The 25,777-nt window shown below is 60.3% G+C and carries 31 protein-coding genes; 6 read left to right on the top strand and 25 right to left on the bottom strand.

The annotated features are described in order from the left end of the window. Nucleotides 1–61 precede the first annotated feature (61 nt). The 10 genes from atpE to RIN56_05085 all read right to left on the bottom strand — a co-directional run bounded on the left by atpE (nucleotide 62) and on the right by RIN56_05085 (nucleotide 9,276). The gene (atpE, locus tag RIN56_05130; protein MDR7866180.1) at nucleotides 62–313 is read right to left on the bottom strand and encodes a F0F1 ATP synthase subunit C; all 252 of its coding nucleotides are present in this window, start codon (nucleotides 311–313) and stop codon (nucleotides 62–64) included. A gap of 45 nt (nucleotides 314–358) precedes the next feature. Then, nucleotides 359–1,045 (bottom strand): F0F1 ATP synthase subunit A, encoded by a 687-nt coding sequence (gene atpB / locus RIN56_05125; GenBank protein ID MDR7866179.1) that lies wholly within the window; start codon nucleotides 1,043–1,045, stop codon nucleotides 359–361. A 25-nt stretch (nucleotides 1,046–1,070) separates the two neighbouring features. Beyond that, nucleotides 1,071–1,478 carry an ATP synthase subunit I gene (locus tag RIN56_05120; GenBank protein ID MDR7866178.1) on the bottom strand — a complete coding sequence of 136 codons (408 nt, stop codon included), beginning with the start codon at nucleotides 1,476–1,478 and terminating at the stop codon, nucleotides 1,071–1,073. Continuing rightward, nucleotides 1,471–1,686 (bottom strand): AtpZ/AtpI family protein, encoded by a 216-nt coding sequence (locus RIN56_05115; GenBank protein MDR7866177.1) that lies wholly within the window; start codon nucleotides 1,684–1,686, stop codon nucleotides 1,471–1,473. Before RIN56_05115 ends, RIN56_05120 begins: the two co-directional genes overlap by 8 nt. A 377-nt stretch (nucleotides 1,687–2,063) precedes the next feature. Beyond that, nucleotides 2,064–3,224: a UDP-N-acetylglucosamine 2-epimerase (non-hydrolyzing) gene (gene wecB / locus RIN56_05110; GenBank protein MDR7866176.1), complete on the bottom strand. Its 1,161-nt coding sequence runs from the start codon at nucleotides 3,222–3,224 to the stop codon at nucleotides 2,064–2,066. A 90-nt stretch (nucleotides 3,225–3,314) separates the two neighbouring features. Continuing rightward, on the bottom strand, nucleotides 3,315–4,343 hold the full coding sequence (locus RIN56_05105) for an MraY family glycosyltransferase (GenBank protein ID MDR7866175.1): 1,029 nt from the start codon (nucleotides 4,341–4,343) through the stop codon (nucleotides 3,315–3,317). Between the two features lie 455 nt (nucleotides 4,344–4,798). Next, the gene (locus RIN56_05100) at nucleotides 4,799–5,299 is read right to left on the bottom strand and encodes a 3-isopropylmalate dehydratase small subunit (GenBank protein MDR7866174.1); all 501 of its coding nucleotides are present in this window, start codon (nucleotides 5,297–5,299) and stop codon (nucleotides 4,799–4,801) included. An 11-nt stretch (nucleotides 5,300–5,310) separates the two neighbouring features. Beyond that, nucleotides 5,311–6,564, bottom strand: coding sequence for a 3-isopropylmalate dehydratase large subunit (locus RIN56_05095; protein ID MDR7866173.1), 1,254 nt, complete (start codon nucleotides 6,562–6,564; stop codon nucleotides 5,311–5,313). A gap of 14 nt (nucleotides 6,565–6,578) precedes the next feature. After that, nucleotides 6,579–7,841: a nickel-dependent lactate racemase gene (gene larA, locus RIN56_05090; protein MDR7866172.1), complete on the bottom strand. Its 1,263-nt coding sequence runs from the start codon at nucleotides 7,839–7,841 to the stop codon at nucleotides 6,579–6,581. 31 nt (nucleotides 7,842–7,872) lie between these two features. Then, nucleotides 7,873–9,276: an anion permease gene (locus RIN56_05085; protein ID MDR7866171.1), complete on the bottom strand. Its 1,404-nt coding sequence runs from the start codon at nucleotides 9,274–9,276 to the stop codon at nucleotides 7,873–7,875. 176 nt (nucleotides 9,277–9,452) lie between these two features. Between RIN56_05085 and RIN56_05080 the strand changes: the two genes are divergently transcribed. Both RIN56_05080 and RIN56_05075 read left to right on the top strand, forming a co-directional pair. After that, on the top strand, nucleotides 9,453–11,315 hold the full coding sequence (locus RIN56_05080) for a sigma 54-interacting transcriptional regulator (protein MDR7866170.1): 1,863 nt from the start codon (nucleotides 9,453–9,455) through the stop codon (nucleotides 11,313–11,315). A gap of 86 nt (nucleotides 11,316–11,401) precedes the next feature. Beyond that, a complete protein-coding gene (locus RIN56_05075; protein MDR7866169.1) occupies nucleotides 11,402–12,163 on the top strand; it encodes a serine hydrolase in 762 nt (253 codons plus the stop codon). 43 nt (nucleotides 12,164–12,206) lie between these two features. Here RIN56_05075 and RIN56_05070 read toward each other — a convergent pair whose 3' ends face one another. The 3 genes from RIN56_05070 to RIN56_05060 all read right to left on the bottom strand — a co-directional run bounded on the left by RIN56_05070 (nucleotide 12,207) and on the right by RIN56_05060 (nucleotide 14,065). Further along, nucleotides 12,207–12,659, bottom strand: a complete 453-nt coding sequence (locus tag RIN56_05070; GenBank protein MDR7866168.1) for a cytidine/deoxycytidylate deaminase family protein — start codon at nucleotides 12,657–12,659, stop codon at nucleotides 12,207–12,209. Between the two features lie 44 nt (nucleotides 12,660–12,703). Next, entirely contained in the window at nucleotides 12,704–13,480 is a 777-nt protein-coding gene (locus tag RIN56_05065) for an NAD-dependent deacylase (GenBank protein MDR7866167.1), read from the bottom strand. A 111-nt stretch (nucleotides 13,481–13,591) separates the two neighbouring features. Further along, the gene (locus tag RIN56_05060; GenBank protein ID MDR7866166.1) at nucleotides 13,592–14,065 is read right to left on the bottom strand and encodes a YhcH/YjgK/YiaL family protein; all 474 of its coding nucleotides are present in this window, start codon (nucleotides 14,063–14,065) and stop codon (nucleotides 13,592–13,594) included. A gap of 225 nt (nucleotides 14,066–14,290) precedes the next feature. On the opposite strand from RIN56_05060, the gene RIN56_05055 reads away from it, so the two are divergent. Continuing rightward, nucleotides 14,291–15,469: an aminotransferase class I/II-fold pyridoxal phosphate-dependent enzyme gene (locus RIN56_05055; GenBank protein MDR7866165.1), complete on the top strand. Its 1,179-nt coding sequence runs from the start codon at nucleotides 14,291–14,293 to the stop codon at nucleotides 15,467–15,469. A 53-nt stretch (nucleotides 15,470–15,522) separates the two neighbouring features. On the opposite strand, the gene upp is transcribed toward RIN56_05055, so the two are convergent. The 5 genes from upp to RIN56_05030 form a co-directional block, all read right to left on the bottom strand. Beyond that, a complete protein-coding gene (gene upp / locus RIN56_05050) occupies nucleotides 15,523–16,149 on the bottom strand; it encodes a uracil phosphoribosyltransferase (GenBank protein ID MDR7866164.1) in 627 nt (208 codons plus the stop codon). A gap of 43 nt (nucleotides 16,150–16,192) precedes the next feature. Next, nucleotides 16,193–17,437: a serine hydroxymethyltransferase gene (gene glyA, locus RIN56_05045; GenBank protein MDR7866163.1), complete on the bottom strand. Its 1,245-nt coding sequence runs from the start codon at nucleotides 17,435–17,437 to the stop codon at nucleotides 16,193–16,195. A gap of 51 nt (nucleotides 17,438–17,488) precedes the next feature. Then, nucleotides 17,489–18,052 (bottom strand): TIGR01440 family protein, encoded by a 564-nt coding sequence (locus RIN56_05040; protein MDR7866162.1) that lies wholly within the window; start codon nucleotides 18,050–18,052, stop codon nucleotides 17,489–17,491. A gap of 239 nt (nucleotides 18,053–18,291) precedes the next feature. Continuing rightward, nucleotides 18,292–18,729, bottom strand: coding sequence for a ribose 5-phosphate isomerase B (gene rpiB, locus RIN56_05035; protein ID MDR7866161.1), 438 nt, complete (start codon nucleotides 18,727–18,729; stop codon nucleotides 18,292–18,294). Nucleotides 18,730–18,766: 37 nt separating this feature from the next. After that, complete coding sequence (locus RIN56_05030) at nucleotides 18,767–19,237, bottom strand: low molecular weight protein arginine phosphatase (GenBank protein MDR7866160.1); 471 nt, start codon at nucleotides 19,235–19,237, stop codon at nucleotides 18,767–18,769. Nucleotides 19,238–19,416: 179 nt separating this feature from the next. Between RIN56_05030 and RIN56_05025 the strand changes: the two genes are divergently transcribed. Both RIN56_05025 and RIN56_05020 read left to right on the top strand, forming a co-directional pair. Continuing rightward, entirely contained in the window at nucleotides 19,417–19,734 is a 318-nt protein-coding gene (locus RIN56_05025) for a cupin domain-containing protein (protein ID MDR7866159.1), read from the top strand. 170 nt (nucleotides 19,735–19,904) lie between these two features. After that, entirely contained in the window at nucleotides 19,905–20,051 is a 147-nt protein-coding gene (locus RIN56_05020; protein ID MDR7866158.1) for a hypothetical protein, read from the top strand. A gap of 42 nt (nucleotides 20,052–20,093) precedes the next feature. Here the strand turns inward: RIN56_05020 and RIN56_05015 are convergent, their stop codons facing one another. The 7 genes from RIN56_05015 to RIN56_04985 form a co-directional block, all read right to left on the bottom strand. Further along, nucleotides 20,094–20,693 carry a manganese efflux pump gene (locus RIN56_05015; GenBank protein ID MDR7866157.1) on the bottom strand — a complete coding sequence of 200 codons (600 nt, stop codon included), beginning with the start codon at nucleotides 20,691–20,693 and terminating at the stop codon, nucleotides 20,094–20,096. Nucleotides 20,694–20,758: 65 nt separating this feature from the next. Next, nucleotides 20,759–22,078: a lipase family protein gene (locus RIN56_05010; GenBank protein ID MDR7866156.1), complete on the bottom strand. Its 1,320-nt coding sequence runs from the start codon at nucleotides 22,076–22,078 to the stop codon at nucleotides 20,759–20,761. Nucleotides 22,079–22,221: 143 nt separating this feature from the next. Beyond that, nucleotides 22,222–22,413, bottom strand: a complete 192-nt coding sequence (locus RIN56_05005; protein ID MDR7866155.1) for a hypothetical protein — start codon at nucleotides 22,411–22,413, stop codon at nucleotides 22,222–22,224. 41 nt (nucleotides 22,414–22,454) lie between these two features. Beyond that, a complete protein-coding gene (locus RIN56_05000) occupies nucleotides 22,455–23,384 on the bottom strand; it encodes a hypothetical protein (GenBank protein ID MDR7866154.1) in 930 nt (309 codons plus the stop codon). A gap of 102 nt (nucleotides 23,385–23,486) precedes the next feature. Beyond that, the gene (locus RIN56_04995) at nucleotides 23,487–23,852 is read right to left on the bottom strand and encodes a cupin domain-containing protein (protein ID MDR7866153.1); all 366 of its coding nucleotides are present in this window, start codon (nucleotides 23,850–23,852) and stop codon (nucleotides 23,487–23,489) included. A gap of 25 nt (nucleotides 23,853–23,877) precedes the next feature. Continuing rightward, nucleotides 23,878–24,075, bottom strand: a complete 198-nt coding sequence (locus RIN56_04990) for a YwbE family protein (protein MDR7866152.1) — start codon at nucleotides 24,073–24,075, stop codon at nucleotides 23,878–23,880. Then, on the bottom strand, nucleotides 24,072–24,422 hold the full coding sequence (locus RIN56_04985) for an arsenate reductase family protein (GenBank protein MDR7866151.1): 351 nt from the start codon (nucleotides 24,420–24,422) through the stop codon (nucleotides 24,072–24,074). The genes RIN56_04990 and RIN56_04985 overlap by 4 nt, the downstream gene beginning before the upstream one ends. Nucleotides 24,423–24,640: 218 nt before the next feature. On the opposite strand from RIN56_04985, the gene RIN56_04980 reads away from it, so the two are divergent. Further along, complete coding sequence (locus RIN56_04980) at nucleotides 24,641–25,681, top strand: TAXI family TRAP transporter solute-binding subunit (protein MDR7866150.1); 1,041 nt, start codon at nucleotides 24,641–24,643, stop codon at nucleotides 25,679–25,681. Nucleotides 25,682–25,777 lie beyond the last annotated feature (96 nt).

The following is a 25,777-nucleotide window of genomic DNA, read 5'->3' as shown; positions in this document are numbered from 1 at the left end:
GCCCCTCCTCTGCAAGGCTTAAGGAGGCGACGGGAAAAATCCCGTCGCCCGGCAAAATCAATTACTTGATGAACGGATTGGCAAACACCAGCACCAGGGCGATAACCGCCGCGATAATGGGGATGGACTCGATCAGACCGACGGAGATGAACATGTTGACCAGAATGGTGCCCTTGGCTTCCGGCTGCCTGGCCATCCCTTCGATTGCTTTGGCGGTCACCTGTCCGTCGCCCATGGCGGCGCCGAAAGCGGCCAGTCCGATTGCCAGCGCAGCGGCGATAACCGATGCGGCTACGATGATTGCGTGTTCCACAGTGGTTTCCTCCTTATATTTAGGCTAATTTGGGGATTTTCTTTTCTAGTGATGATCTTCTTTGAGCGAGTTGCTCAGGTAAGATGTTGACAGCATGGTAAAAATAAAGGCTTGGATTATGCCTACAACCACGCTGAAAACCAGCCAGATCGTACCCCAGACGGGCTCGAGGTAGTATAGAGGCAAAGCCGCAATCAGGATTATCAGAATCTCGCCGGCCATAATATTGCCGAATAGACGGAAGGACAGCGTAATCGGCCGGGCGATTTCCTCGATGAGGTTGATCGGCAAAAACAGGGGGTGCGGCTGGATAAAATGCTTGAAATGGCTCAGCCCGTGATGCCCAACCCCCAGCACGTGGACAAAACCGATGATCATCAGCGCCAGGCCAAGGGTAGTATTAAGGTCGTTGGTCGGGGAAGTGAAGCCCGGCACCAGACCCAGCCAGTTAGAAGTCAGCAGAAAGATGAACAGCGTGATTAAAAGCGGCGCAACTTTCTTGCTGTTAGGCCCGATGGTCGCGTCAACCTGACTGCCGATCGCCTCAATCGCCATTTCGAAGATGTTCTGCATGCCGCGCGGCACGGTCTCCAGGCGCCTGACCGCGAGCATTGAAAGAACGATAACGATGGCCATGACCAGCCAGGTCATGTACAGCGTGTCCATATTAAAGGTATAGCCGAAGAAGTGGGCTATTTTATGCGAGCCGATCTCATGTCCCCCATGTCCCATATGTTTCACCCCTTTCTTCGTGTAATTACTTGGTAACGGAATGCCTGACAACCAGATAGAAACCGTTGAGGGAAATTATTATCTGCAAGGACAGCAGCCCCGCAACCACGGCGCCGAAGTGAAGCGACGGCACCTTAAGCGACCAGGCCAGCGCCAAGACGATAAACGAGAGCCGTATCAGCCAGCCTGTCCGCATGTAGGCCACCGCTTTTTGCGGCGGCAGCGACGCGCTTCGCCGCACCCGGTAGCAGACGAGCAACCCGTAAACGGCGCTGATGGCTGTACCTGTCAGAAACCCGGCAATTTTGTCGCCGTGGCCAGCGAAGTAAAGGACGGCGACGATAACCGCGGTCCACGCCGCCAACTGCAGCAAAAGTATTTTCGCCACACCGGTCAAATCCTGCCGGGAATCGGCAAAACCGGCGCTATTCATCACGGGCGACTCTTTTGTATGCGGACCATAGGCCGGCGATCAGGCCGAGCAGTGTACCGACAACCGTCCCCCAGGGACTGGAATCAAGCCAGTTGTCGATGAGGCGGCCGCCGAACAAGCCCACGGCAGCCGCCGCGACCATGCCGATGCCGACATTGCCCACCATACCGAGCGCCGCCAGAAGCTGGCGCTTGTCATCCTGTTTCACCAGCCCCACCCCCGCTTCCTACGCAGATATTATCCCCGGCGAGACCGCGCTAGATGCGAGCAAAAGATATAGGCCAGGCGCCATAAACAACTTTTATGTCTGTTCCGCAAACAACCGGTAAAATCCTGCTTCAGTGGGGAAATTTAGGATAAAAAATTGAAATTCGTGCAAAAAGCGGTAAATTTTCGTAATTTTCTTTATTATTCTTTCGTTTTCCCCCGTGAGCGGTCGTTATCAGGTTTTATAATGTTCTAATTATTATAATGCATGAATCATGCCAACCGACACCCTGCGAATCTGCTAATTTTACGGGCGCCAAAACCGACGGAACCGTCTAGAAATCAGGACATTCGCAAAAACAGTGTCGCTGTTCGCGGTCATCCGCGGGCGTAATACGGTTCCGGCCGTTCGGCGAGGCCGTGTTTCCAGAGAATGAACGACACGATGCGGCTGGCCGCCCGACCGTCGCCGTAAGGGTTGCAGGCGCTGGCCATCCGTCGGTACTCTTCCTGATCGACAAGCAACCTGCGGGTTTGCGCATACACAATCTCCCGGTCTGTACCGACCAGTTTGACCGTCCCGGCGCCGATCGCTTCCGGCCGTTCGGTCGTGTCCCGGAGCACGAGCACCGGCTTGCCGAGCGACGGAGCTTCTTCCTGAATGCCGCCCGAGTCGGTGAGCACCAGGTAGGAGCGGGCGATAAGGTTGGCGAACGGCTGGTAGTCGAGCGGATCGATGAGATGGACTCTCGCCAGTCCGCCCAGCTCTGCCTGGACAACCTCCCGCACGCGCGGATTTTTATGTACAGGGAAAACGACTTCGACGTCGGCGAACTCGCCGACGATGTCGCGCAGCGCCTGGTAGACGTGACGGAGCGGTTCGCCGAGGTTCTCGCGGCGGTGGGTCGTCACCAGAATAACCCGCCGGGAGCAGTAGTCGATACCGGCCAGCAGCGGCTCGGTGAATTCGTACCTGTCGTCGACGGTGGCAAGCAGGGCGTCGATAACGGTGTTGCCGGTGACGAACACGGCCGCCGGTTCGATCGCTTCAGCGAGCAGGTTGTCGCGGGCGGTGGCGGTGGGCGCGAAGTGCAGGTCGGTCAACGAGCCGGTAAGCTTGCGATTCATCTCTTCGGGAAAGGGCGAAAACTTGTTCCTCGTCCTGAGGCCGGCTTCGACGTGGCCGACGGCAATCTGGTGATAGAAGGCCGCCAGCGAGCCGGCGAAGGTCGTCGTTGTGTCGCCGTGGACGAGGACGACGTCAGGCCTTTCCCTCGTTAGCACATCGTTCAGGCCCTGTAGCGAGCGGCAGGTAATGTCGAACAACGTCTGCCCCTGAGACATGATATCGAGATCGTGGTCGGGCACGATGCGAAAAAGCTGCAGCACTTGGTCCAGCATCTCACGGTGCTGGGCAGTGACGGCAACCACCGGTGTTATAAGAGCCGGGTATTTCGCCAGCTCCAGGACCACCGGCGCCATTTTGATTGCCTCGGGACGCGTGCCGAACACGGTCATGACTTTGATGGGAGCCGCCATGCAAAAATCCTCCTGAGGGTCGGTTTATAAAAATTATAAAGCAACCTAAGAATAATCAGAGGGCAGGCCCTCCGGCCTGCCCATATCCCCTTAGTTGCTTTCCACCGAACCGGTGTCCTTGAGAACGCCGACCTTCCTGGCCCCGAAGAAAGCTAGTCCCAGCAGAAGTAAAATTATCAGCGCCCCATAGCCTTTGTTGACCTCAGTCAGAGCAATGGCGCTCAGTCCCAGGCAGCCGCTGATCACGTACATCAGCAGCACCGCCTGTTTCTGGGTCAGGCCCATCTCCAGCAGCCGGTGATGGAGGTGCCCCTTGTCGGGCTTAAAGATCGGCCGGCCGTTGGTGTAGCGGCGGATAATCGCGAAAGCGGTGTCCATGATCGGCAGGCCGAGGGCCACGATCGGCACCACAAGGGCGATGGTCGCCGCGCTTTTCACCGTGCCGAGGATGGAGACGGCAGCAAGCATATAGCCCAGGAACATGCTGCCTGTGTCGCCCATGAAGATCTTCGCCGGATTGAAGTTATGCTGCAAAAAGCCGAGTGCGCTGCCGGCCAGGGCCGCGGTAAGGATGGCCACCGTCCAGAAGTTTTGCTGCAAAGCCACGAGCAGGATGGTGATGGAAGCGATGGTGGAAACCCCCGCCGCCAGACCGTCGAGCCCGTCGATCAGGTTGACGGTATTGGTAAGGCCCACAACCCACAATACAGTAAGGGGGATGGAGAGGTAGTTGAGATAGATCATTTCCCCGAACGGGTTGGTGAGCCATTCGATGCGCACGTTGAACATTACCAGCACAAGCGCAGCGGCTATCTGGCCGAGCAGCTTGGTTTTTGCCGAAAGATGCTTGAGATCGTCGATTATGCCGACGATCAGGATTACCGTGCCGCCGACGAGCAGCCCGGCGATCTCGTGATTGATATGGAGACTGGCCAGCACTGCCAGGACGAAACCGAAGTAAATCGCCAGACCGCCCATCCGGGGGATAGGGCTGGTGTGGACCTTGCGGGCGTCGGGCGCATCCAGCGCTCCTGCTTTTATCGCGAAATCCTTGACATGCGGCGTGAGGAAATAAGCCACGATCAAGGCTACAGTAAAGGCAAAAACATATACTTGCACGCTAAGATCACCTCATTTCCGCGGGAGACGTTTTATTAATTGATATCAATACGCAAACGTCACTAGCTATTTTATCTCAGCAGACAAAACTTGTCAAACGCGAGAAACGGCCAAAACCCGTGCTATCTTTAGTATTTTCCACATCACACAGGATATGCACTGATTACAACAATATGTCAAGCTCACGCGAACCCTCAGGCATACAAGCCCTTGCTGCGGAGTTCGCCATATGCCCGCCGGCGTCCTTATATCCGCCGCGCGCCGCCCGGCCAGGCTGTCCCCGGCAGCTGTCGGGTTGCAAACATTATATATCATTCGCCCCGCCCGGTCAATTTCCTTTTATGTCTACCAAAAATCCCTGCCGGTGGATGTTGCCAAAAACTGCCGGCGGTACACAGTCAATCGCCGCAAGAAAACCGGCCGGCGCTGCCACGCCGGCCGGTATCGAATAACCGCTATTGTCCGTACTTTTCTTTTATCATCGGCTTAATCCCGCCGCTGGCCAGAATGTCCATCACATACCCCGAGAGCGGCTGGGCCTGGGAAGTCGCACCGGTCGTCCCGTTGGTCACCTCGCCGGTCGCCAGGTCGACGCTCAGCATGTCGCCGCGCTTTACCATGCCGGCGATGCCGGGGCAGACCAGCAGGGGCACGCCGAGGTTGATGGCGTTGCGGTAGAATATCCTCCCGAAGGAATCGGCCAGGATGGCTCCCACCCCCGCCGTCTTAAGGGTTACGGCCGCGTGCTCGCGGCTTGAGCCGCAGCCGAAATTGGCGGCGGCGACGATAATGTCGCCCGGCTTTACTTCCTTGACGAATGAGGGGTCGGCCCCTTCCATGGCGTGCTCCGCCACCTTGTCTGGGTCGGTGAGGTCGAGGAACCGTCCGGGGTAAATCTGGTCGGTGTCGATGTTGGCCCCGTAGACGAAGCACTTGCCGCTGATGACGTTTTTCATTGCTCTCCCCCCTAATCCAGGTAGTCTGCCGGATTGACGATTTTGCCCTCCAGGGCGGCGGCGGCGACGGCGGCCGGCGAGCCGACGAAGATCTCCGCCTTGCTGTGGCCCATGCGGCCGGGGAAGTTGCGGCTCGACGCCGTAATACACGTCTCGCCGGAAGCCAGCATCCCCTGGTGGGTGCCTAAACATGCGGCGCAGCCCGGCGTCACGAAGGTCGCCCCGGCTTCGACGAGGGTCTGAATATACCCCTTGGCCATCGCCTCGAGAAAAACCCCCTTCGACGCCGGCACTACCAGGAAACGAGTTCTGGGGTTTATGCGCTTGCCCTTGAGGATGCCGGCCGCGACCGCCAGATCTTCGACCCGGCCGCCGGTGCAGGTGCCGAGGAAAGCCTGGTTGACGGGCTTGCCGACATACTCGGTGATGTCGGAGACGTTGTCGACGCTGTGGGGAGCGGCCACCTGCGGCTTGAGGTCCGAGACGTCAAAGGTATGCTCGGCCGCGTACTTGTAGCCGGGATCGGTGGCGAATATCTCGTAGTCCTGTTTGGCTTTGCCCTTGAGAAAAGCCATGGTGATCTCGTCCGGCTGGATGTAGGCCGTCTTGGCGCCCATCTCGGTTGTCATATTACACAGCGCCATGCGCTCGGAGACGCTGAACTCCTTCAGCACCGGCCCGGTGAATTCCACCGCCCGGTAGACGCCGTAGTCGGCGCCCAGGCTGCCGATGACCTTGAGAATGACGTCCTTGGCGAACACGCCCCTGGGCAGCTTGCCTTCGAGGTTGATGCGGATAACTTCCGGCACCCGAAACCACAGCTGGCCGGTCATCATAATGATCGCCAGGTCGGTCGCGCCCACGCCGGTGCCGAACGCGCCGAACGCGCCGTGGGTGGTGGTGTGGGAGTCGGTCACAACCAGCACCATGCCGGGATATACAAGGCCGTTGTCGGCCAGCACCTGGTGGCAGACGCCGGTGTCGACGTCCATCAAGAGGTCGATGCCCTGGTCCCAGCAAAACTCGCGGAACTGTTTCTGGTTGTCGGCCTGGGTGATTGTCGAGGCAGGGGCGTAGTGATCGAGGAATACGACCACCTTTTTCGGGTCGTGAACCCTCTTGCCGCCCATCTCGTAAAATGAACGGATGGTCTGCAGGTAGAGGTCGTTGATACCGGCAAGGTCCACCCTGCAGTTGATAATTTCTCCGGTCGCCACCGCGGCTTTGCCGGCCGCCTTGGCGAGAATTTTTTCGATTGCGTGCATGGCGTGCTCCCCTCTTACCTGTTGATCGGTACTGTGATGCTGCCCTGCGGCATGAGAATTATCCGCGGCGCCGGCCCCAGCTTGGCAAACGCCATCTTGAGAGCTGCTTCGATATCGGCCGCCGGGGTGAATAGCAGTGTCTTGGCGAGATCCGGCTTCAGGCCGGAGACGAGGATGAATTCGGCTTTCTTCATCAGCCTGGTGACGGCGTACGCCTTGTGAGCGCCAATCTCGAAGTTGGCCCTCAGCTCCGCCTCCACTTCGTCGGGCGTTCTGAATTTGCGCATCGTTTCTTCGTATATCGCCGAACCCGAGCCTTCGATGCACTCGCCGAGGATGATGACGATCCCGCCCTGGCGCACCGCCCCCCAGGCGTTGTCCATCGTCTTCTGGAGCTGGTAAACATTGATGTCCTTGGGATAGCCGCCGCAGGTCGCGATGACGAGGTCGGCCGGCGCGGATACGGGCGTGCCGTACACGCTGTCGACGAACTCGCACGCGTCCAGGTGAGCCTTGACGTAGTCGCCGGCGAACACACCCAGGAATTCGAACTTCTCGTTGAGGACGACGTTGATGAGGAAGTCCGGCCGGCACATCTCCGCCCCTTCGACCTGGTCGTGATAGACGGGGTTGCCCTCCAATCTACCGATTACGGCGTTCTCGTCGAACATCATGCTATGATTCTTGCGGATTGTCTCGTGTTTGGCCACTCCGGGGAGCATCGCCTTACGGCCGCCGCCGAAACCGGAAAAGAAATGATGGACGACGCTGCCAGTGCAGATTATGCGATCGGCGTCGGCGACCAGCTTGTTGAACGAAACCGGCGTGCCGCGGGAGGTGGTGCCGAAGGAGACGAATTCGTCCTTCTTGGCGTTGCTGTTGTACATCCTCACCCGCTTGGCCACTTCCGGGCCCACGGCCTCTTCCATCTCCTCGGCGGTCATGTCGCGGTGGGTGCCGAGGGCAAAGACGATAAACATGTCCTTGTCAGGCACGCCGGCGGCGTTTAGCTCGTCGAGCAGGATGGGCATGAAGACGTCGCTGTTGGCTACGCGGGTGGGGTCGTTGACGATGAAACACACCGTTTCGCCAGAGTTGGCGACCTCGCGCAGCGGCGGAGAGGCGATCGGGGTGCGGATAGCCTTGCGGATGGCGGCCGCGGGGTCTGGCAGGACAGGGGCCTCCCTGATTTTCAGTTCACCTGCGACGAGCGAAGGGTCGAGGGAGAACTTCACATACCCCTTGCCGTACTTCAGGCTGTATTCTTTCGTTGCCATACCGGAATATCACTCCTCATTCAAACGTTTGTTACCAGAGGCCGGCGATTTTCCACCACATGCTGCCGAAGCCGATGAAGATGATGAGGTTGATGACCGACACGATGAAACCGATCTTCCACCAGTCGCCCTGGGAAATATAGCCCGCACCGAAGAAGATCGGCGCCGGGCCGGTGGCGTAGTGGGTCAGGCCGCCAAACAGAGCGGAGATGACGCCCAGGCTCATAGCTGCCAGGAAAGGCGGCGCGCCGGCGGCGACGGCCACGGCCAGGAAAGCGGCGTACATCGCGGTGACGTGGGCCGACAAGCTCGCGAAAGCGTAGTGGGAGTACATATAAACAAGCAGCAGGATGCCGAGAGCCGCCTCCCAGGAGAACCCGGTCAGCGAGCCGCCGATCAGCTTGGCAAACCAGCCGATGAAGCCAACTTTGTCGAGAGCGCCGGCCAGACTGATCAGGCCGCCCATCCACACGAGGGTGTCCCAGGCGCCTTTCTCTTCAAGGACGTCCTTCCATTCAATCGCCTGGCCAAGCAGCATGATGCCGACACAGACAATCGCGGAGACGGTGGCGTCGATCTTCGTGAAGGACGAGGTGCTCCAGAGCAGGAGGGCGAGGATGAATGTCCCGGCAACCACCTTTTCACCCCAGGTCGTCGGACCCATCTTCTCGAGTTCCTGGTTGGCGATGACTTTGGCTTCCGGTGTCTTGGTGATTTCCGGCGGGTAGAGTTTATAGATGACATAGGGGGCGATAGCGAGCGCGATCAGTCCGGGGAGCACGCCGGCGAGCGCCCATGTGCCCCAGCTGATCGAAACCTTCGAAGTCTGCAGGGCGAGCGCCGCGACCAGCGAGTTGGGGGCGACCGAGGTCAGGAACATCGCCGAGGTGATGGTATTGCACTGGAAGGTGCTCTTCATCAGATAAGCGCCGATCTTGCGGGAGGTTTCCCCCGGCTCCGAGCCGAAGGCCGAGGACAGGCTGCGGACGATGGGATAGAGGATGCCGCCGCCGCGAGCGGTGTTCGAAGGTGTGGCCGGCGAAACGACGAGGTCGCTGAGCGCCATGGCGTAGGCCAGCTTCAGCGAGCTGTCGCCGATGGCGGCCATGATCTTATAGGCGATGCGGCGGCCGAGACCGGTTTTAACAAATCCTTTGGCAAACAGGAACGCAGAGACAATCAACCACATTGTGGTGTTGCCGAAGCCGGTGAGGATTTCGGCCGGCTTCAATACGCCAAGCAGGCCGGCGAGACCGAGGCTTATGAAGGCGACGGCCCCGATCGGCAGGGGCTGAAGAATGAAACCGATGATAGTGGCGACAAAGATGGCGAACAGATGCCAGGCCGGCAGTTTTAAGCCGGCTGGGACGGGCAGAAACCAGATAATCACCCCGACGGCTACCGCGATCAATCCGTTGCGTAGGTTCTTGTTCATCATGTCCCTCCTCATTATCTCTATATTATTAGGTTAATGACACTATACAATGCAAGTGTCGTGCCAGGAGCGGGCAGGCCTAGTTAAAGGCTCCGCAGAAACAAGCGTTGCAAACAGTGCGACAATGTCTTAATATTGTTTTATAACGTCTTATATTGTTGCAGGGAAGTGACGCCGTGAAAATCGCCTTTCTCGCTCCCGACGAAAGCATGCTCGCCACCGCCCGGGCGGTTCTCGCCCCCGACCACGGCGACGTCGCCGTCCGCCTCGGCCTGCTGAGCGCCGGTGTTACCGTCGCCACGGAACTGGTCGCCGACGGCGCGGAGATCATCATCACCCGCGGCGGCACCGCGGCGGCTATCCGCGACGCCGGCCTCGCGGTGAGCATTGTCGAGGTGCCGATAACCGGTTTCGACCTCATCCGCGCCGTCGAGAAAGCCCGTGCCTACGGCGGCAGGATCGCCGTCGTCGCCTTCCCTTCCATGGTCATCGGCATCGGCTGCTTAGGGCCCATCCTCGGCGTCGACCTCCGCAATTATATCATCAGCAGCGAATTCGAGGCCGAGGCTAACGTGCAACGTGCCTTCGCCGACGGCGCCGACGTCGTTGTCGGCGGCGTCATCACTGCAAAAATCGCTGCCTGTCACAGCCTCCCGGCCGTTTTCATCGAAAGCGGCGCCGAAGGGATAATCCAGGCCGCCCAGGAAGCCAAGCGCCTTGCCCACGCCCGCAAACTCGAAAAGGTCAAGGCCGGCCTGTTCAAGACGGTGCTCGACAACGCCTACGAGGGCGTCATATCGGTCGACCATGACGGTCGCGTGACCGTCTTCAACCCGGTCGCCCAGCGCACTACCGGCATCGACGAAGCAAGGGCCGTCGGCCGCCCCATCGCCGAAATCTGGCCGCAACTCAGACTCGCCGACGTCCTCAGAACCGGCCGCGACGACCTCGGCCAACTGCTACGCGTCAAGGACAAGCGCATTCTTTGCAACAAAATCCCCATTATGGTGAGTGGCCAGGCTGCCGGGGCAGTGGCCAACTTCCAGGATGTCAGCAAAATCCAGCAGATGGAAGAACGCATCCGCCGCGAAATATACGCCTCCGGGCACGTCGCCGCTTTCGCCTTCGACGATGTCCTCGGCAATACGCCCGTAATCGAAAACACAGTACGCATGGCCCAGGACTTTGCCGCGACCCAGTCCGCCGTCCTCATCCTCGGCGAAACCGGCACCGGCAAAGAAGTCTTTGCCCAGAGCATCCACAATTACAGTCCGCGGGCCGGCGGGCCCTTCGTGGCTGTCAACTGCGCCGCCCTCCCCAGCCAGATACTGGAAAGCGAGCTGTTCGGCTATGTCGGCGGCGCTTTCACCGGCGCCGTCAAGGGAGGTCGTCCTGGGCTGTTCGAAGTCGCCCATCGTGGCACCATCTTCCTTGACGAAATCGCCGAGATGGACATTGCCACCCAGGGCAAGCTGCTGCGCGTCCTCCAGGAGAAAAAAGTGATGCGGCTGGGCAGCGACAAGGTCATCCCCGTGGATGTGCGCGTCATCGCCGCCACTAACCGCACCCTTAAACAGATGGTTGCCCAGAATGACTTCCGCGCCGATCTCTACTACCGCCTCAATGTCCTTCGCCTGCGCATCCCGCCGCTGCGCGAACGGGTCGCCGACATACCACTATACGCCCGCCATTTCCTGTCCCGCTATGCCGCGGCCGCCGGTCGCAGTCTTGCCTTCGCCGACGACGCGTTGGCCTTTCTGGCCGGCTACCCATGGCCCGGGAACATCCGCGAACTGGAGAACACCGTCGAACGCGTAGCCGTCGTCTGCCGCGGGGGCAAGATCACGGCCGGCGCGGTGGCCGAAATGCTCGCCGACGAACAGGAATCCGGCATCCAGATTTTTGTGCAGGAAAGCGAGCACGAGGAGATAAAAAAAGCCCTCGCCGCCACCCGCGGAAAATATGGCGAAGCGGCTAAGATGCTGGGGATGAGCCGGTCGACGCTGTGGCGCAAGCTCAAGAAGTTCAGCGGCAAATAGCGACATAATTAGTCCTTTACACCTATGGACTGACCAGTCAGCGTCGGTTATAATTGAACCAAACCCGCGAACAAGAGGTGGTAGGATTGATCAGAAAAGTCGCCCTTCTCCTTGCCGCTCTCCTCCTTGTCACCGCTGTCGCCTCGGCAAATTCCTACAAGGAAATCGTCGGCGACGCCAAGAAATTCGACGGCCGGGTCGGCGTTTACGCCAAAAACCTCAAAACCGGCAAGGCCCTCTCTTACAACCAGGACGCCGTTTTTCCCGCCGCCTCGACCGCAAAGCTGGTGGTAGCGATGGCGCTCTACAAGTACATATATCCCGCCGCCAGCCCGGCAAAAAAAGAGCTGTATGACGAGAATGTCGACGACATGATCGTCGTCAGCGGCAACGACTCTTACCGCGCGATGCTCGACGAGATTGACGCCCTCCGCCCCGACGCTCTCAGGAAAGTGACGCGCGATCTCCGTCTGCGCCAAACGCAGGTGCATAGCGACGACGCCTATAAACGCTACAAATACCACAGCGTCACCACGCCGTACGAGATGGCGCTGGTATTCGAGAACATCTACCGCGACCGCTACCTCGGCAGGCAGAAGTCGGCCGAACTGAAATACAAGCTCGCCAACACCATCTTCCGCGACGAGATTCCCCGTTTCATGGAAACCCCGGTGATGCACAAAGTCGGCGCCCTCGACAACCTCCTCTGCGACGTCGGCATCGTCGACGACGGCCGCGACCAAATCCTCATCAGCGTCTACACCTTGACCGACCGCCCCGAAGCTTACGCCAGCGATTATATCGCCAGAACGGCGGCGAAGGCTTATAACGCTTTGCGGCGCAAATAGAGCATTTCATTAGAAAAGGCGCTGCCCAAGGGCAGCGCCTTTTTCATTTGTCGTCCTTAAAACAAATACACTCTATATCCGTGCCGGCCAGCAGCTCCATCGCCAGTTCGTCCGGGTACGGCAAAAGGTAAACAATCCGTCTGATACCGGCGTTAATGATCATCTTGGTACAGCCCGAGCACGGCTGATGGGTGCAGTAGAGCGTCGCCCCCTCAATGGCCACGCCATAGAGGGCGGCCTGAACGATGGCGTTCTGCTCGGCATGAGTGCCGCGGCACAGCTCGTGGCGCTCGCCGGACGGTATCGCCCTGGCGGCGCGCAGGCAACCAGCCTCGCTGCAGTGGGGCAGCCCCTGCGGCGCGCCGTTGTAGCCGCTGGTCAGCAGGCGCTTGCCCTTGACGATCACCGCCCCAACCTGACGCCTGAGGCAGGTGGATCTGGTCGCCACCACCCTGGTGATATCCATGAAATACTCGTCCCACATCGGCCGCGTCATCCGCGCACCCCCATCTTATCGCTTCTCTTCACTATTTCCACGTGTCAGCCGATAATCCTTTCCCGCAGCGCCGCCAAAACCCCGGCGGCCGTGTTGCGGAAGACCCACTCCGCCCGGCTGTCGAGATGCGTGGCCTCCTGGTTTATGATGATCAGCCGTGCCCCGCTCGCCAGCGCGAACTCGGGACACAGGTTGGCCGGCCCCACCGCCAGTGACGAGCCGACGACCACGTAAAAATCGGCCGCCCGGCTGGCGCGCTCAGCAGCCCCCCAGGCATCGGCGGGCAATGACTCACCGAACAGCACAACATCGGGCCGCAGGCCGCCGCCACAGGCGGTGCAGGCGCATTCCCCGCCCGGACGGTACCGTCCGGCCCGGTAGTCTTCCTCCCAGCCGAGCGTCGCCGGCAGCAACGCCCGGCTGTCGTATCCTGCCCCGCACCGCAGGCAGCTGACCGTCCGCAGCGTGCCGTGCAGCTCGACCGCTTCGCTGCCGGCTCGTTGATGAAGGCCGTCGACGTTCTGGGTTATCAGCCGTTTTACGAAACCAGCGGCCGCCAGTGCGGCCAGCGCCTCGTGGCCGGTATTGGGCGCCGCCTCCCACAGTCGGGCGATACGCCACTGGTAGAAGAAATAAAACTCGCCCGGTTCGCGACTGAGCGCCGCCATCGTCGCCAGGCTCTCCGGCCGCAGCTTCCACAGCCCCTTGGCAGAGCGAAAGTCGGGCAGCCCCGATTCGGTGCTCATCCCCGCCCCAGTGAAAACCACCGGGAACTTTGCGCTTCGCCACGCCGCCGCGACCTCATCCAGACTTCCCGCCATCAATATCGCCTCCGTCCGCGTCGATATTTATATATTATGCCGACGAGCCGGTATACCCTTCCCTGGCGACAAGAAAAAGCGCCAGGCAACCACCCGACGCTTTTGGCTCTGCTACTTGAGCGCGTTCAACCTGACCTTCACGACTACCTTGCGCACCGGGCCAGGGGCGCCGGCCGCGCAGCCCGGCCGATGGACGTCCCACGGGAAGAAGATGGCGTACATGCCTTCTGTCAGCTTCAGTTCCGTCTCGTTCGGGACAGCTTCGTAAAAGATAACGTCCTTCTCGGCCAGCTTGTCTTCCTTGACCGCCAGGGCGTCCGTCAGGACGTCGAACCCGATGTTCTCAGCGCCGCTGACGATGTATTGGATGTCGATATACTTGACATGGGCCTCAAGTTTCTTGTTTTCCTTAAGGTCGGTGGTGTACTCCGACACCGACGCGTAAATGTCGCTGCCGGCGATCTCGTACTTGCCGGCCGCCACTTTACTGAAATCGGTCGCGGCCAGATACTCCAGGCCCTTCCTCAGGGCCGCCGGGAACAAGCCTTTTTCCATTTCCAGTTTGCCGATATGCCCGAGAATCATGCGCTCGCCTCCTAAGATATCTTTCCTGCAAAATAATTATACAATACCCGCGCCGGCGGATAAACACGCCCGCCGACACTATTCATATGATGGAACAAGCTATGATCGTGGTTACACTGGTTAAATCGATAATAATCCCCCTCGGGGGTTGCGCCAACGGGCAAAGTGGGGTATAATGTCTTTCTGTATAGTCCGATTGTATTTACACAGAGGATGGTGCCAATCATGAAACGTCTATCCGACCTCACCGCCGGCCTCGTCGGCCAACCGATGCTCGAAATCCTTGAGATCGCCAACGCGCTCGCCGCCACCGGCCGAACAATCCACCGCTTCGAAGTGGGCGACTCCGATTTCGACGCCTACCCCCACGTCATCGCAGCGACCAAGCAGGCCCTCGACCAGGGCCATACAAAATATGTCGCCTCCAGCGGCATCGAGCCGCTGCGTCAGGCCATCCGCGAGTACACCGCCGGCAAGCTTGGCTTCGCTCCCGATCTCAACCAGATAGTAACCATGCCGGCCAACAGCATTATCGACTTCGTCATCCGCTGCGTCGCCAACCCCGGCGACGAGATCATAACCCCCGACCCTTATTTCCCGACCTACGAGGCCGTCACAAGCTACACTGGCGTCAAGCAGGTGACCGTGCCGCTCCGCGAGGGCTTCCGCCTCGACGCCGGCGACCTCGAGGCCCGCATAACCCCCAAAACCCGCCTGATAATCATCAATACCCCCGGCAATCCGACCGGCGCCGTCATGAGCGAGGCGGAAATCCGCGACGTGGCCGCCGTGGCCGCCAAGCACGACCTCTATCTCCTGAGCGACGAGATCTACGCCGAAAACATCTACGAAGGCCGCCACTTCTCGCCGAGCTTCGCCGACCAGTGCCGCGAGCGGACCATTATCCTCAGCGGCTTCTCCAAGGGCCACTCCATGTCAGGCTGGCGGCTGGGCTACGCGATCGGCCCGGCCGAACTGATCGCCAAGATGGGCCTGATGTTCAACACCGTCTACACCTGCCTGCCGCCCTTCATCCAGCACGCCGGCATCGCCGCCCTCGCCACCGAGCGCCGCCTCATGGACGAACGGCAGGCTTACTACCGCTCCCTGCGCGACCTGATGGTCGGCAAGCTGAACGACATCCCCGGCGTTGCCTGCGCCACCCCCGCCGGCGCGATCTACGCCTTCCCCGACATCAGCGGCACCGGCATGACCAGCAAAGAGTTTGCGCGCTTCGTGCTCGAGCGGGCCGGCGTCGCTTTGACCCCCGGCGCTTTCTTCGGCAAACGGGGCGAAGGCCACGTCCGCCTGTGCTACCTGCGTAGCGAGGAGACGATCGTCGCCGCCTGCGACGCGATGAACAAGGCACTGGGCGGCAACAAACGCGCCGTCAAATTTGCCTAGCAAACCGAGACGATAAAGCCCCGGGCGCAGTCGCCCGGGGCCTTTTCATATCCTTATTTCGTTCCGAAAATCCGGTCGCCGGCGTCGCCGAGGCCGGGCACGATATAGCCATGGTCGTTGAGCCGCTCGTCCACCGACGCGGTGTATATCTCCACGTCCGGATGCTGTTCGTTCACGTGCAGCACACCCTCGGGAGCTGCCACGAGACACATCAGCTTGATGCTCCGGGCGCCCCGCTTCTTGATCATGTCGATGGCCGCGGCCGCCGAACCGCCCGTCGCCAGCATCGGGTCGATGACGACGATCTCCCGGTCTTCCACGTCGGTAGGCAGCTTGCAGTAGTATTCTACAGGCTTCAGGGTCGCGGGGTCGCGGTAAACGCCGATATGGCCGACCTTCGCCGCCGGGATGAGGCGGACGACGCCGCTCACCATGCCGAGCCCCGCCCGCAGGATAGGCACGACGCCGAGCTTCTTGCCGCACAGCACCTTGCAGCGGCACTGCGCAACCGGCGTCTCGATGACCGTTTCCTCCAGCGGCAGGTTGCGGGTGATTTCGTAGGCCATCAGCATGGCGATCTCCTCGAGAAGCTCGCGAAACTCCTTCGGGCCGGTTCTTATGTCGCGGATCAGCGTAAGTTTGTGCTGAATAAGGGGATGATCGATGATTCGAACCTGCATGTCCACACTCTCCCGTCGTTGTATTTCCTCCCAGGCCTTTCCCCTAGCCCAGGTCGGCGTACAAGGGATAATTCTTGGTCAGCTTGGCGACCATGCCGGCCGCCCTGGTCTTCACCATCGAGTCTTCCGGATTATTAAGAACCATGGCGATAATCTCGCCGATAACAAGCATGGCGTCCTCCTGCATGCCGCGCGACGTTACCGCCGGCGTGCCGATGCGGATGCCGCTCGTGACGAACGGGCTTTCAGGATCGAAGGGGATGGCGTTCTTGTTCACCGTTACCCCGATCTCGTCGAGCAGCTTTTCGGCCACCTTGCCGGTCAGACGCTGGTTTCTCACGTCGACGAGCATCAGGTGGTTGTCAGTCCCGCCCGACACAATGGCGAAGCCTTCAGCCACCAGTTTTTCGGCCAGCACCTTGGCGTTCTTGATAATCTGGGCCTGGTACGCCTGAAACTCCTCACCCATCGCCTCTTTAAGCGCCACGGCCTTGGCGGCGACAACGTGCATCAGCGGTCCGCCCTGTATGCCGGGGAATACGGCCTTGTCGATCGCCTTGGCATATTCGGCCTTGCAGAGGATAAGGCCGCCCCGCGGCCCGCGCAGCGTTTTATGGGTAGTCGTCGTGACGATGTCGGCGTGGGGAACGGGGGTGGGGTGCAGTCCGGCCGCGACCAGGCCGGCGATATGGGCCATATCGACCATGAACATCGCCCCGCACTCGCGGGCGATGGCTCCCATGCGCTCGAAATCGATGATCCGCGAATAGGCGCTCGCGCCGGCCACCAGCATCTTCGGCCGGTGCTCCATCGCCAGACGCCGCACCTCGTCGTAGTTTATGCGGTGACTGACTTCGTCTACCCCGTAGGGAACGATCTTGAAATACTTGCCGGAAATATTGACCGGGCTGCCGTGGGTCAGATGCCCGCCGTGGGCCAGGTTCATGCCCAGGATGGTGTCGCCGGGCTGCAGAAAGGCAAAATACACCGCCGTATTGGCCTGCGCGCCGGAATGCGGCTGGACGTTGGCGTGCTCCGCCCCGAAAAGCGCCTTGGCCCGTTCGATGGCGAGATTCTCGGCGATATCCACGAACTCGCACCCGCCGTAATAGCGGTGTCCCGGATACCCCTCGGCGTACTTGTTGGTCAGCACCGAGCCCTGAGCCTGCAGCACCGCTTTGGAAACGAAGTTCTCCGATGCGATCAGCTCGATTTTGCTCTGCTGGCGCTTACGCTCAAGGTCGATGGCCCGCGCCAATTCCGGATCGATTCTGGCAAGAATATTCATGGGTTCCCTCCTAAAAATACTATCATTAATGCTGCGAAAAGCAGGTCATCTTCAGTAACAGGGCGGCAACTCGTAAACCGCTCGCACGCCGCCGATGAGCTTGGGCCGGTAGCGGGCCGCCGTCACCGTCGCCTGGCCGATAACCTTCTGCTCCAGGCGAACCGGCACCGCCACCCTTTTGATGTGCATGCCGATCAGCGTCGCGCCGATATCGAGTCCGGCGTGAGCCTCGATGGTTTCCACGACCACCGGCGCGGTAAATTCGCGCATCGCCCGGGCTGCAAGCGCCCCGCCCGCTTTAGGCACAGGTACGACGCCGACCTCCTCCAGGCCATAGCGTTCGGCCACCGGCCGTTCGACGACCAGCGCCCGGTTGAGATGCTCGCAGCACTGGACGGCGAGATACACGTCCTTGGCCCGGCAGCTCCCCCGGAGAGCGGCGAGAATAACCGCCGCCACCTCTTCGGAGCCCGACGAACCGATCCTCGCGCCCCGCACCTCGCTGGTGCTGCAGCCGACCACCAGTATCTGACCAGGCTTTAGAGCGGCCGCGCTGAGCAGTTCATCGGCCGCCGCCGCCGTCTGCCGCTTGATTTCGGCATTGTCGCAAAACATCCCGGAAACCCCCTGAAAAAAGGACTAACAAGCCCTAACGTTGCGTAGCGATTGAGGAAAAGGGCCTAGATGCTAGGCGGACCGAGGACGCGCCGCGACGCGTACACAGACGTACGCTAGCAAGCGCCCGCAGGGCCAAGAGCGCAAGTTCTTAGCGCTTTAGCGCTTAGAACTGCGGCCTACCCCGCAGCGGGTGCAACGCAGATGGGCCCTTAGCCTCAATCGCCGTATTTTTGTTTCTAGACTTCGAGGTCGGCGATCTTGCACACCCGCTTCGCATGCCGTCCGCCGGCGAACTCGGTCGCCAGCCACTTCTCGACGATCGCCCGGGCCAGGCCGCTGCCGATGACCCGTTCGCCCATCGTCAGGACGTTGGCGTTGTTGTGCTCGCGCGACATCTGGGCCGAATATGTATCGTGGCACAACGCCGCCCTGATGCCCTTTACCTTGTTGGCGGCGATGCATACGCCGATGCCTGTCCCACATATAATAATGCCCCGGTCACACTTCGCGCCGGCCACCGCTTCGGCCACCGCGCGGGAAATGTCGGGGTAATCGACGGAATCGGTGGAGTGGGTGCCGAAATCGCGGAACTCAACCCCCTTCTCCGTCAGATACTGCTTGATATCTTCTTTCAGGCGGAAACCGCCGTGATCGCTGCCGATACCAACAAGCATCTTATCCCCTCCTCGCATTTCGGGAAGTTTTCTACATTTAATCGCTTTTTCCTGCTAATTGCGCAATTCTTTGCCATATTTTCTCGGTAAGGCGCTCCATTTCGGCCGCGCACGCCTCATAGAGTTCCCCGCTGCCGCCGAAGGGATCGGCCACATCCCCCTCTTCCCCGGCGTATTCCGCCAGAGTATGCACCTTGCCGGCCGCTTCGGGAGCGGCGGCGGCGATCGCCCGCCTATGGGCCGCCGTCATCGTCAGGATGATGTCGGCCGCCTTGACGAGCTCGGGTAGCAGCTGGCGCGAGCGGTGGCCCGACAGGTCAAGCCCGCGTCGGTCCATGGCGGCGACAGCATGGGGCGAAGACGGAAATTCGCCGGCAGCCGCCAGCCCCGCCGACAGCACCAAAACCTTATCCTCGAAGCCGCCGGCCCGGACCCTGCCCCGCAGCATCGCCTCGGCCATCGGACTGCGACAGGTATTGCCGGTACAAACGAGCAAAACACGCACCATCGACGGCCCAGCCTCCTCTTATTATATCCGTGCATGGCACTATTTTACCATAAATGCGGCGGCAGATGAAATCGGCTGCGGCAATAAATAAACGGGTTTTCCGGCGACCGAGCCGCCTCCGGCAGGAATCGGCGGAAACGAGGCAAATAATAACAGCAACAATTCTTGCGGAGGTTGCCATGAACATCTTCGATATCCCCCAGCCTTTGCCGGCCGACGAGCTTTCCGAGGCTTGCCACGAGGGAGGCGGCATTCTCATCGAACGGATAGTCTCCTGCGGGCAAGCCTCGCCCCCCGGATTCTGGTACGACCAGGATCGGGACGAATGGGTTGTCCTCCTCCAGGGCCGCGCAGAAATCTCCTTCGCAGACGGACGGCAGGTCGCTCTCGCGCAAGGCGATGCACTGTTCCTGGCGGCCCACGAAAAACACCGGGTCGATTTCACCTCGTCCGCGCCGCCCTGCATCTGGCTGGCTGTCCACGGCAAGCTCAGTTAAGCGGCGGGCGGACAGGCGCCCGATCTTGGATTAATCTGCAAGGTATCGCCCAGGCGGCTTTTACAGACAATAATGCCAGATTCTCGGACAGCTAGACGTGATGCGGGCTTGCGTCCTTCGTGCCCTCGACCCCTCGGCTGCCGCAATGAGCAGAAATGTGAGGTGATATCATGGGTGGCAGGACATTCGACCAGTTCACCAGCCTCCGGCGGGCCAGAGCCAAAGACGTGCGCGGTTTAAAAGACACGACGCCCGGCCGGCAGGAGAGCGAGCAGGAGAAACTGCCCAGCCGGCAACCCGTTGCAACCAAAAAATGATGTCGACCCGAAAAAGGACTTGGCGCAGGCCAAGTCCTTTTTCTAGTTCATTACCGCGGTCCAGAAAACATGGACGCCGAGCATCATAAGCACCAACCCTCCCACCAGCTCGGCCCGCCCGCCGATAATACGCCCCAGGCGCCTGCCCAGCCCCAGGCCGACGATCCCCACCGCGAATATCACCACCCCGAGGATAATGCTCAGCTTTACCAGATCAACGTCCATCATTCCCAGGCTGAACCCCGCGGCCAGCGCGTCCAGGCTGACACTTACCGCCAGCCCAACCAGCGACAGCCCCTGGAGCGGGTGCCCCGTCGCCGGCCGGCCGGTACCGGCGGCATTTTCCCGGATCATGTGCACGCCGAGGCCGGCCAGCACAAGCGCGCCGATGGCGCTGGCCCAGTCCTGCACCGCCGCCGCCGGCCAGTCGATATGGTAGGTGCCCACGTGTTCGACCATCGCGCCTAGCCAGTGACCGACATAGTAGCCGGTGAGAATCATCCCGATGTGAAAGAGGGCAAATACCACCGCCGACCGGAATATGACCCGCAGTCTCACTCTGTTCATGCCGATGGGAATCGCTACCGAAAACAAATCCGTGCCCAGCGCTGTACTGAGCACGAACAATTCGAGGACACTCAATCCGCTCACCTCCGCCTGCTAATGTATATGAGAAGGCGGCGGAGCTTAGGAGAATAATTTCCCGCCTAACGGGCGGCCAGCCAGCCGGCAAGATCGGCGACCGCGCCGGCAGAGTCGTGGGCCAGGGCCTCAAGCGGCGTCATGTTGGCGGTTACGGACGCGTAGGAGTTGATATACACGACCTTGCCGGCTGCATCGTACACCGTATGCTGCAAGGTGACGAAATACTGGTTATGCTCGTTTTTCATCTTCAGGCCGCTGATTTCGGCTACAACGTAATATCTGGCGCCGGCCGCGGTTGCTCCCTTGGCGGGGTCAACCCCCGCCTCGCCCAGTACATATCCCGGCAACAAGCGGCGGTACTGGTCGACGAGAGCCTGTTCCATATAACGGTATTCGACCTTCAGGCCGTCCGGCAGGTATTCATGCGGCGGAGCTACATAAATCCGCAGCCCGGCCGCCGACGGGCCGGCCTGCGGCAGAGTATGAAAACCCGCCTTCACCGCCGCCGACCGCCGGTCATAATAATTCTTCACCGCCAGGTCAAGATATTCCGCCATGGCGTGAGGGCCTTTCTCGAACAGCGCCGACCGCTGCCACACCAACTCGCGACCGAACTGGCGGTACCCGCCCACCATCTTCTGAAGGATGCCGGTAACGGGATCGCCGGCGATGACCACCCTGGTCAAGTCGAGTCTCGGCGCAAACTGGCGGCTGAACGCCTCGTTGCCCACTGCCGGCGCGCCAAAGGTGATTACGCCGATCTGCTCCGGCCTGACCCCCATCGACAGCAGCCTCGCCCCGGCGATGGTGGCGGCCGCGCCGCCCAGGCTATGGCCGACAATCAGCATCTCGCCAGCCGGGTCGGTCAGCAGTTCTCTCACCAGCCGATCGTTGGCCTGGCCCTCACCGGCGGTCCTGGCCGTGAGCGCGACCTGCACATACTCGTGAAAGCCGCGGTGAACCTTGGGCTCCGTGTCTTCTACTCCCTGTATCTTCGCACTTTCCGCAAACTCATCCGGCGTGCGGCCGGCGAAATAAACCTTTTCTGTCCGCAGATCGACCTTGAAGTCCTTGAAGGTTTCCGTACCGACCACCGCCAGCACGTAGCGGCTCCGCCCCGTCTGCGTCAGGTTTCTCGCCAGCAGGAAGCGGGCATCGGCTTCCTCGGCGCTCTTCCTGAAGGGGATTATCTCCCAGCCGTCCTGGCGGAGGTAATCGCGCGCCAGCAGCCCCATCCGATCGCTGTACGCCGCCAGGCAGGCCGCCGCCGCCAGACGAAGCTCGTACGCGTCCTCGAAGTCCTCGGCGGCGCCGGCATGGGCCGCCGGCGCCAGACCGGCCGTCATTATCGCGATAATCAGCAGCAGTATCAATCTTTTCATCCGTGATCTCCCGGCAAATAATATCAACATATGTATATTCGCCGCAACCGCCACCGTCCCTCCCGCGCCGACGAGACGCGCTCGCGGTCGTCCCGGCGCGCGGAAAAGCCGCCGCCCCTTGCGGGAGCGGCGGCTCATGCGTTTCAGGACTGGTTGCCGGTGTTTTTTTGCTTGTCCTGGTAAGTTTTGCGTACAGCGTCCTTGGTCAGGTGGCCGGTGGGCTCGAAGGTAGCCTTCGGCCTTGTTCCGCCCGCCTTATCCAGCGTCGTCTCGTGCCGGCAGCTGGTTTTATCGACGCAAATCTCGTGAACGGGTTTGCCGTAGTTGTCCTTCACGATATCACCTCCGGCAGTAGTGTGGCCGGAATGCAGGACAATTACTCCCCAAGTTCCCGGACAGCCTGTTTGCGGTATTCCTCCACTTCGGCATCCACGCGGTAGTCTTTCTTGGCCAGCAAGTCCATGTATTCCCGTAGCCGCGCCGCCAGGCGGCTATCGCCGCCGGAGGCCGCCGCGGCATAGGCCGCCTTGGCTTCAGTGTTCATGGTCAGGCTGTCGTAGGCAAACAGGGGGGTGTTGTTGGCGCCGTAGAAAATAAAACCGAGGTAGCGGCCATAGAGGTTTCTGACGTCCCTCGTCCGGGGCGAATCCTCGTAGGTCCTGAGGAAGTTTTCCTGAGCGAACGCCCGGCGGACGATGTCGTCCCAGCCGATGACCAGAGCGGCGTCCTTGGCGGGCGCACGGTCAGATTCGACAGCCATCAACTCGATATAGGCCGCCAGATCGGCGGTGACGATTTCCCGGTATTGTCGGTAGCGGCCATAGTCGATCACCGGGAAGTACATGCCTTCGGCCGTTTCGACCCGGTAACCGCCGTCCCGCACCGCCAACATGGCTGCGCGCAGCTCGGCGTCACCGATTTCCCCGGCCTTGCCAAGGTCACTACCGGTCCGGTACAATCCGTCGAGTTTCCTCTGCAGCCCGTCGGGTGAAAGCATTTCCTCCATGCGTGGCAGATCGCGCTTCTGCGCGGCCTCGGCCGCGACGACCATCGCCGTCGCCTCGTTGAGAGACACGGAACGGATGCTGCCATCCAGCGCGGCAATAAGTTCGGCGGCTCTTACCCCTTTCTTGCCTGCCAACGCATTGAACGCGGCCATTGCCGCCGCTCCCTTGCCGTCCTCCGCCCGCGCCGCAGGCTGAGACGCCGGCGCAGCTGTCCGCTCTGCGTCCGCGCCCGAACAGCCGGCCACCGACAGAGCGACCAGGCCGATAAACAGCACTGCGGAAACTTGTTTTTTATCCATCTTATTGCGTCTCCTTCCGGGAGCCTTCTTCGGCGTTACCATACTATTAAACGCCTCCACACCCGGAAAGTAACGGGTTTCCCACATGATGCCTCGGTTCGATCACCCGCCGTCCGGGAAGAACCGGTCCTTGTCGGGCTCGAACTTCGGCCCGCTGGCGAACAGGATTAGGCACGGCTCGTCGCCGGTATTCTCAAAGCCGTGAACCTTGCCCTTGGGAATGGCAATGACGTCCCCCTCCTTCAGGTCGCGCTTTTCCCCGTCGACGGTGATCGTCCCCTGCCCGCGCAGGACGTAGTAAATTTCGTCGCTCACCTTCTGATAATGCGGCCGGATACTCTTTTCCACAACCGCCAGCCCGATGCTCACCCCCGGCTCGGCCACCCCGGAAACGACCGCGATGCCCACAGCCGGGTCGACGGGCGTCTTAGCCATCTCCGCCAACATATTGACGACAACCATTTTCATCACTCCTTACCAGCCTGTCGGCGCCTCAGTCGCCTATTATCTTCTTTACCCGGCCGACGACGCCCCCTTCAAGCCGCACTTTTATGCCATGCGGATGGACGGCGCTGTTCGTCAGGATATCCCGGACGACGCCCTCGGTCAGTTCGCCGCTGCGCTGGTGCTGTTTCTGCACCACCCTCACCAGCAGCCCCGGCCTGATGTTCTTACGCTCAGTGCCGTTCATCTTGCCGCCCCCTTCTCAAGCCACACTCCCCAGACCTCGGGACAGTAACCCACCGTGGCCTTCGGGCCGTCCCGCACGACCGGCGTTCTCAGTAGAAGCGGCGTAGCCAGCAGCACCTCCTCGACATCGTGAACAAGGTATTTGAGGTTTCGCCGGGCGTATTCCTTGCCCTCCCGGTCGATGAGGCTGTCGAGGCCCACAGCCGCCTTGACCCTATCGAGCTCCCCCTTGCTGAGTCCGCGGACCATCAGGTCGACGAACTGGTACGGTATGCCCCGCTCTTTGAAGTAGCGCTCGGCTTTGCGAGTATCCTGGCACTTCTTTGTGCCGAAAATCTGTACGCCCATCTTGTCCTCCCTCCCCGTATGGCTTCATCGGGGATGTGTGGTTATATTATCACTGTTTCGCCGTTCTCCTTATTCACCCTGCTTGTACTGTCGGAAGATACAGTTTTGCGCTTCTCGGGGAGCGCATGTTCCTTTTAGTAACGAATTTCATGCATTCAGGCACTATTTTATGAAAGTCGGAGGCCAATTTCTTCCTTTGGCGGAATATTTGAAGTATAATGAATAATGGTGAAACCAGCTTAGGTACCCACAAAACACCGGAAGGGGAGAAACAAGTGAGGAAACAAGCCATCTTCGTTCTGTCCGGTCTCGTGATCCTGGCACTCATCATAGCCGGGTGCGGCGGCGGCAGCGGCGGCGCCCAGAAGGTCCAGAACATCAACATCGCGACCGCAACTACCGGCGGCGTCTACTATCCGATGGGCAACGCCATGGCCCAGATGTTCAGCAAACAGATCCCCAACATTAAAGCCTCGGCCCAGGCAACGGCCGGCACTCCGCAGAACGTTCTTCTGATGCAGAAGAAAGAGGCCGAAATTGCCTTCGCTCAGAACGGCGTAGCCTTTTACGCCTACCAGGGCAAGGCGATGTTCGACGGCAAACCCGTAAAAATGCTGCGCGGCATCACCCACCTCTATCCCAACGTCATGCACATCGTCGTCAAAGCCGACTCTGAAATCAAATCGGTCAAAGACTTTGCCGGCAAGAGATTCGTTCCCGGCGCCGTCGGCAGCGCCACCGAAATCAACTCCAAGGAAATCCTCGGCCTCTTCGGTCTCGACTACAAAGACAAGAAGAACGTGAAGGCCGACTACCTCGGCTACACGGAAGCGGCCGAAGCCCTCAAGGACGGCCGGGTCGACGGCATCCTGATCGCCGGCGGCCTGCCTACCGCCGCCGTTCTCGACGCCGCCTCGTCGGTCAAAATCCGCATTCTGTCCATTGAGCCCGATATGATGACGAAACTCGTCAAGGAAATGCCCTGGTACTATGAGATCAAGATTCCCAAAGGAACCTACATAGGCCAGACCGAAGACATCACCACCGTGGCGGTCGCCAATATCCTCATCTGCCGCGATGACCTGTCCACCGATCTTGTCTACAACATCACCAAAACTCTCTATGACGGCCAGAAAGACCTTGTCGCCGCCCACTCCGCGGCCAAAGACATGAAGCTGCCGGACGCCACCAAGGGCATGACAGTGCCCCTTCATCCGGGGGCCGAAAAGTACTTCAAGGAAAAGGGAATAATCAAGTAACCCTCGGAAAATGGAAATCGCAGACAGCCCGCCTGTCTGCGATTTCCATAAACCCCTCCGTCTGCTGGGCAAGTCTAGTTATTTAGGGGGAAACCG

It is taken from the genome of Sporomusaceae bacterium (assembly GCA_031460455.1).
Classification (GTDB): Bacteria; Bacillota; Negativicutes; order Sporomusales; family UBA7701; genus Anaeroselena.
This window is presented reverse-complemented; position numbering and strand designations above follow the sequence as displayed.

Excerpts from the sequence above, each read along its gene's own strand:
- RIN56_05060 (MDR7866166.1), bottom strand. The coding sequence starts at position 14,065 with ATGATTCTCGGGCATATCGGCAAACTGGAAATGGAAAAAGGCTTGTTC.
- glyA (MDR7866163.1), bottom strand. The coding sequence starts at position 17,437 with ATGAATATTCTTGCCAGAATCGATCCGGAATTGGCGCGGGCCATCGAC.
- RIN56_05055 (MDR7866165.1), top strand. The coding sequence starts at position 14,291 with ATGAAACGTCTATCCGACCTCACCGCCGGCCTCGTCGGCCAACCGATG.
- RIN56_05025 (MDR7866159.1), top strand. The coding sequence starts at position 19,417 with ATGAACATCTTCGATATCCCCCAGCCTTTGCCGGCCGACGAGCTTTCC.
- RIN56_05020 (MDR7866158.1), top strand. The coding sequence starts at position 19,905 with ATGGGTGGCAGGACATTCGACCAGTTCACCAGCCTCCGGCGGGCCAGA.
- atpB (MDR7866179.1), bottom strand. The coding sequence starts at position 1,045 with ATGGGACATGGGGGACATGAGATCGGCTCGCATAAAATAGCCCACTTC.
- wecB (MDR7866176.1), bottom strand. The coding sequence starts at position 3,224 with ATGGCGGCTCCCATCAAAGTCATGACCGTGTTCGGCACGCGTCCCGAG.
- RIN56_05085 (MDR7866171.1), bottom strand. The coding sequence starts at position 9,276 with ATGAACAAGAACCTACGCAACGGATTGATCGCGGTAGCCGTCGGGGTG.
- RIN56_05065 (MDR7866167.1), bottom strand. The coding sequence starts at position 13,480 with ATGGCGGGAAGTCTGGATGAGGTCGCGGCGGCGTGGCGAAGCGCAAAG.
- larA (MDR7866172.1), bottom strand. The coding sequence starts at position 7,841 with ATGGCAACGAAAGAATACAGCCTGAAGTACGGCAAGGGGTATGTGAAG.
- upp (MDR7866164.1), bottom strand. The coding sequence starts at position 16,149 with ATGCAGGTTCGAATCATCGATCATCCCCTTATTCAGCACAAACTTACG.
- rpiB (MDR7866161.1), bottom strand. The coding sequence starts at position 18,729 with ATGCTTGTTGGTATCGGCAGCGATCACGGCGGTTTCCGCCTGAAAGAA.
- RIN56_05120 (MDR7866178.1), bottom strand. The coding sequence starts at position 1,478 with ATGAATAGCGCCGGTTTTGCCGATTCCCGGCAGGATTTGACCGGTGTG.
- RIN56_05000 (MDR7866154.1), bottom strand. The coding sequence starts at position 23,384 with ATGGATAAAAAACAAGTTTCCGCAGTGCTGTTTATCGGCCTGGTCGCT.
- RIN56_04995 (MDR7866153.1), bottom strand. The coding sequence starts at position 23,852 with ATGAAAATGGTTGTCGTCAATATGTTGGCGGAGATGGCTAAGACGCCC.
- RIN56_05040 (MDR7866162.1), bottom strand. The coding sequence starts at position 18,052 with ATGTTTTGCGACAATGCCGAAATCAAGCGGCAGACGGCGGCGGCGGCC.
- RIN56_05100 (MDR7866174.1), bottom strand. The coding sequence starts at position 5,299 with ATGAAAAACGTCATCAGCGGCAAGTGCTTCGTCTACGGGGCCAACATC.
- RIN56_05010 (MDR7866156.1), bottom strand. The coding sequence starts at position 22,078 with ATGAAAAGATTGATACTGCTGCTGATTATCGCGATAATGACGGCCGGT.
- RIN56_04985 (MDR7866151.1), bottom strand. The coding sequence starts at position 24,422 with ATGGGCGTACAGATTTTCGGCACAAAGAAGTGCCAGGATACTCGCAAA.
- RIN56_04990 (MDR7866152.1), bottom strand. The coding sequence starts at position 24,075 with ATGAACGGCACTGAGCGTAAGAACATCAGGCCGGGGCTGCTGGTGAGG.
- RIN56_05030 (MDR7866160.1), bottom strand. The coding sequence starts at position 19,237 with ATGGTGCGTGTTTTGCTCGTTTGTACCGGCAATACCTGTCGCAGTCCG.
- RIN56_04980 (MDR7866150.1), top strand. The coding sequence starts at position 24,641 with ATGAATAATGGTGAAACCAGCTTAGGTACCCACAAAACACCGGAAGGG.
- RIN56_05070 (MDR7866168.1), bottom strand. The coding sequence starts at position 12,659 with ATGACGCGGCCGATGTGGGACGAGTATTTCATGGATATCACCAGGGTG.
- RIN56_05095 (MDR7866173.1), bottom strand. The coding sequence starts at position 6,564 with ATGCACGCAATCGAAAAAATTCTCGCCAAGGCGGCCGGCAAAGCCGCG.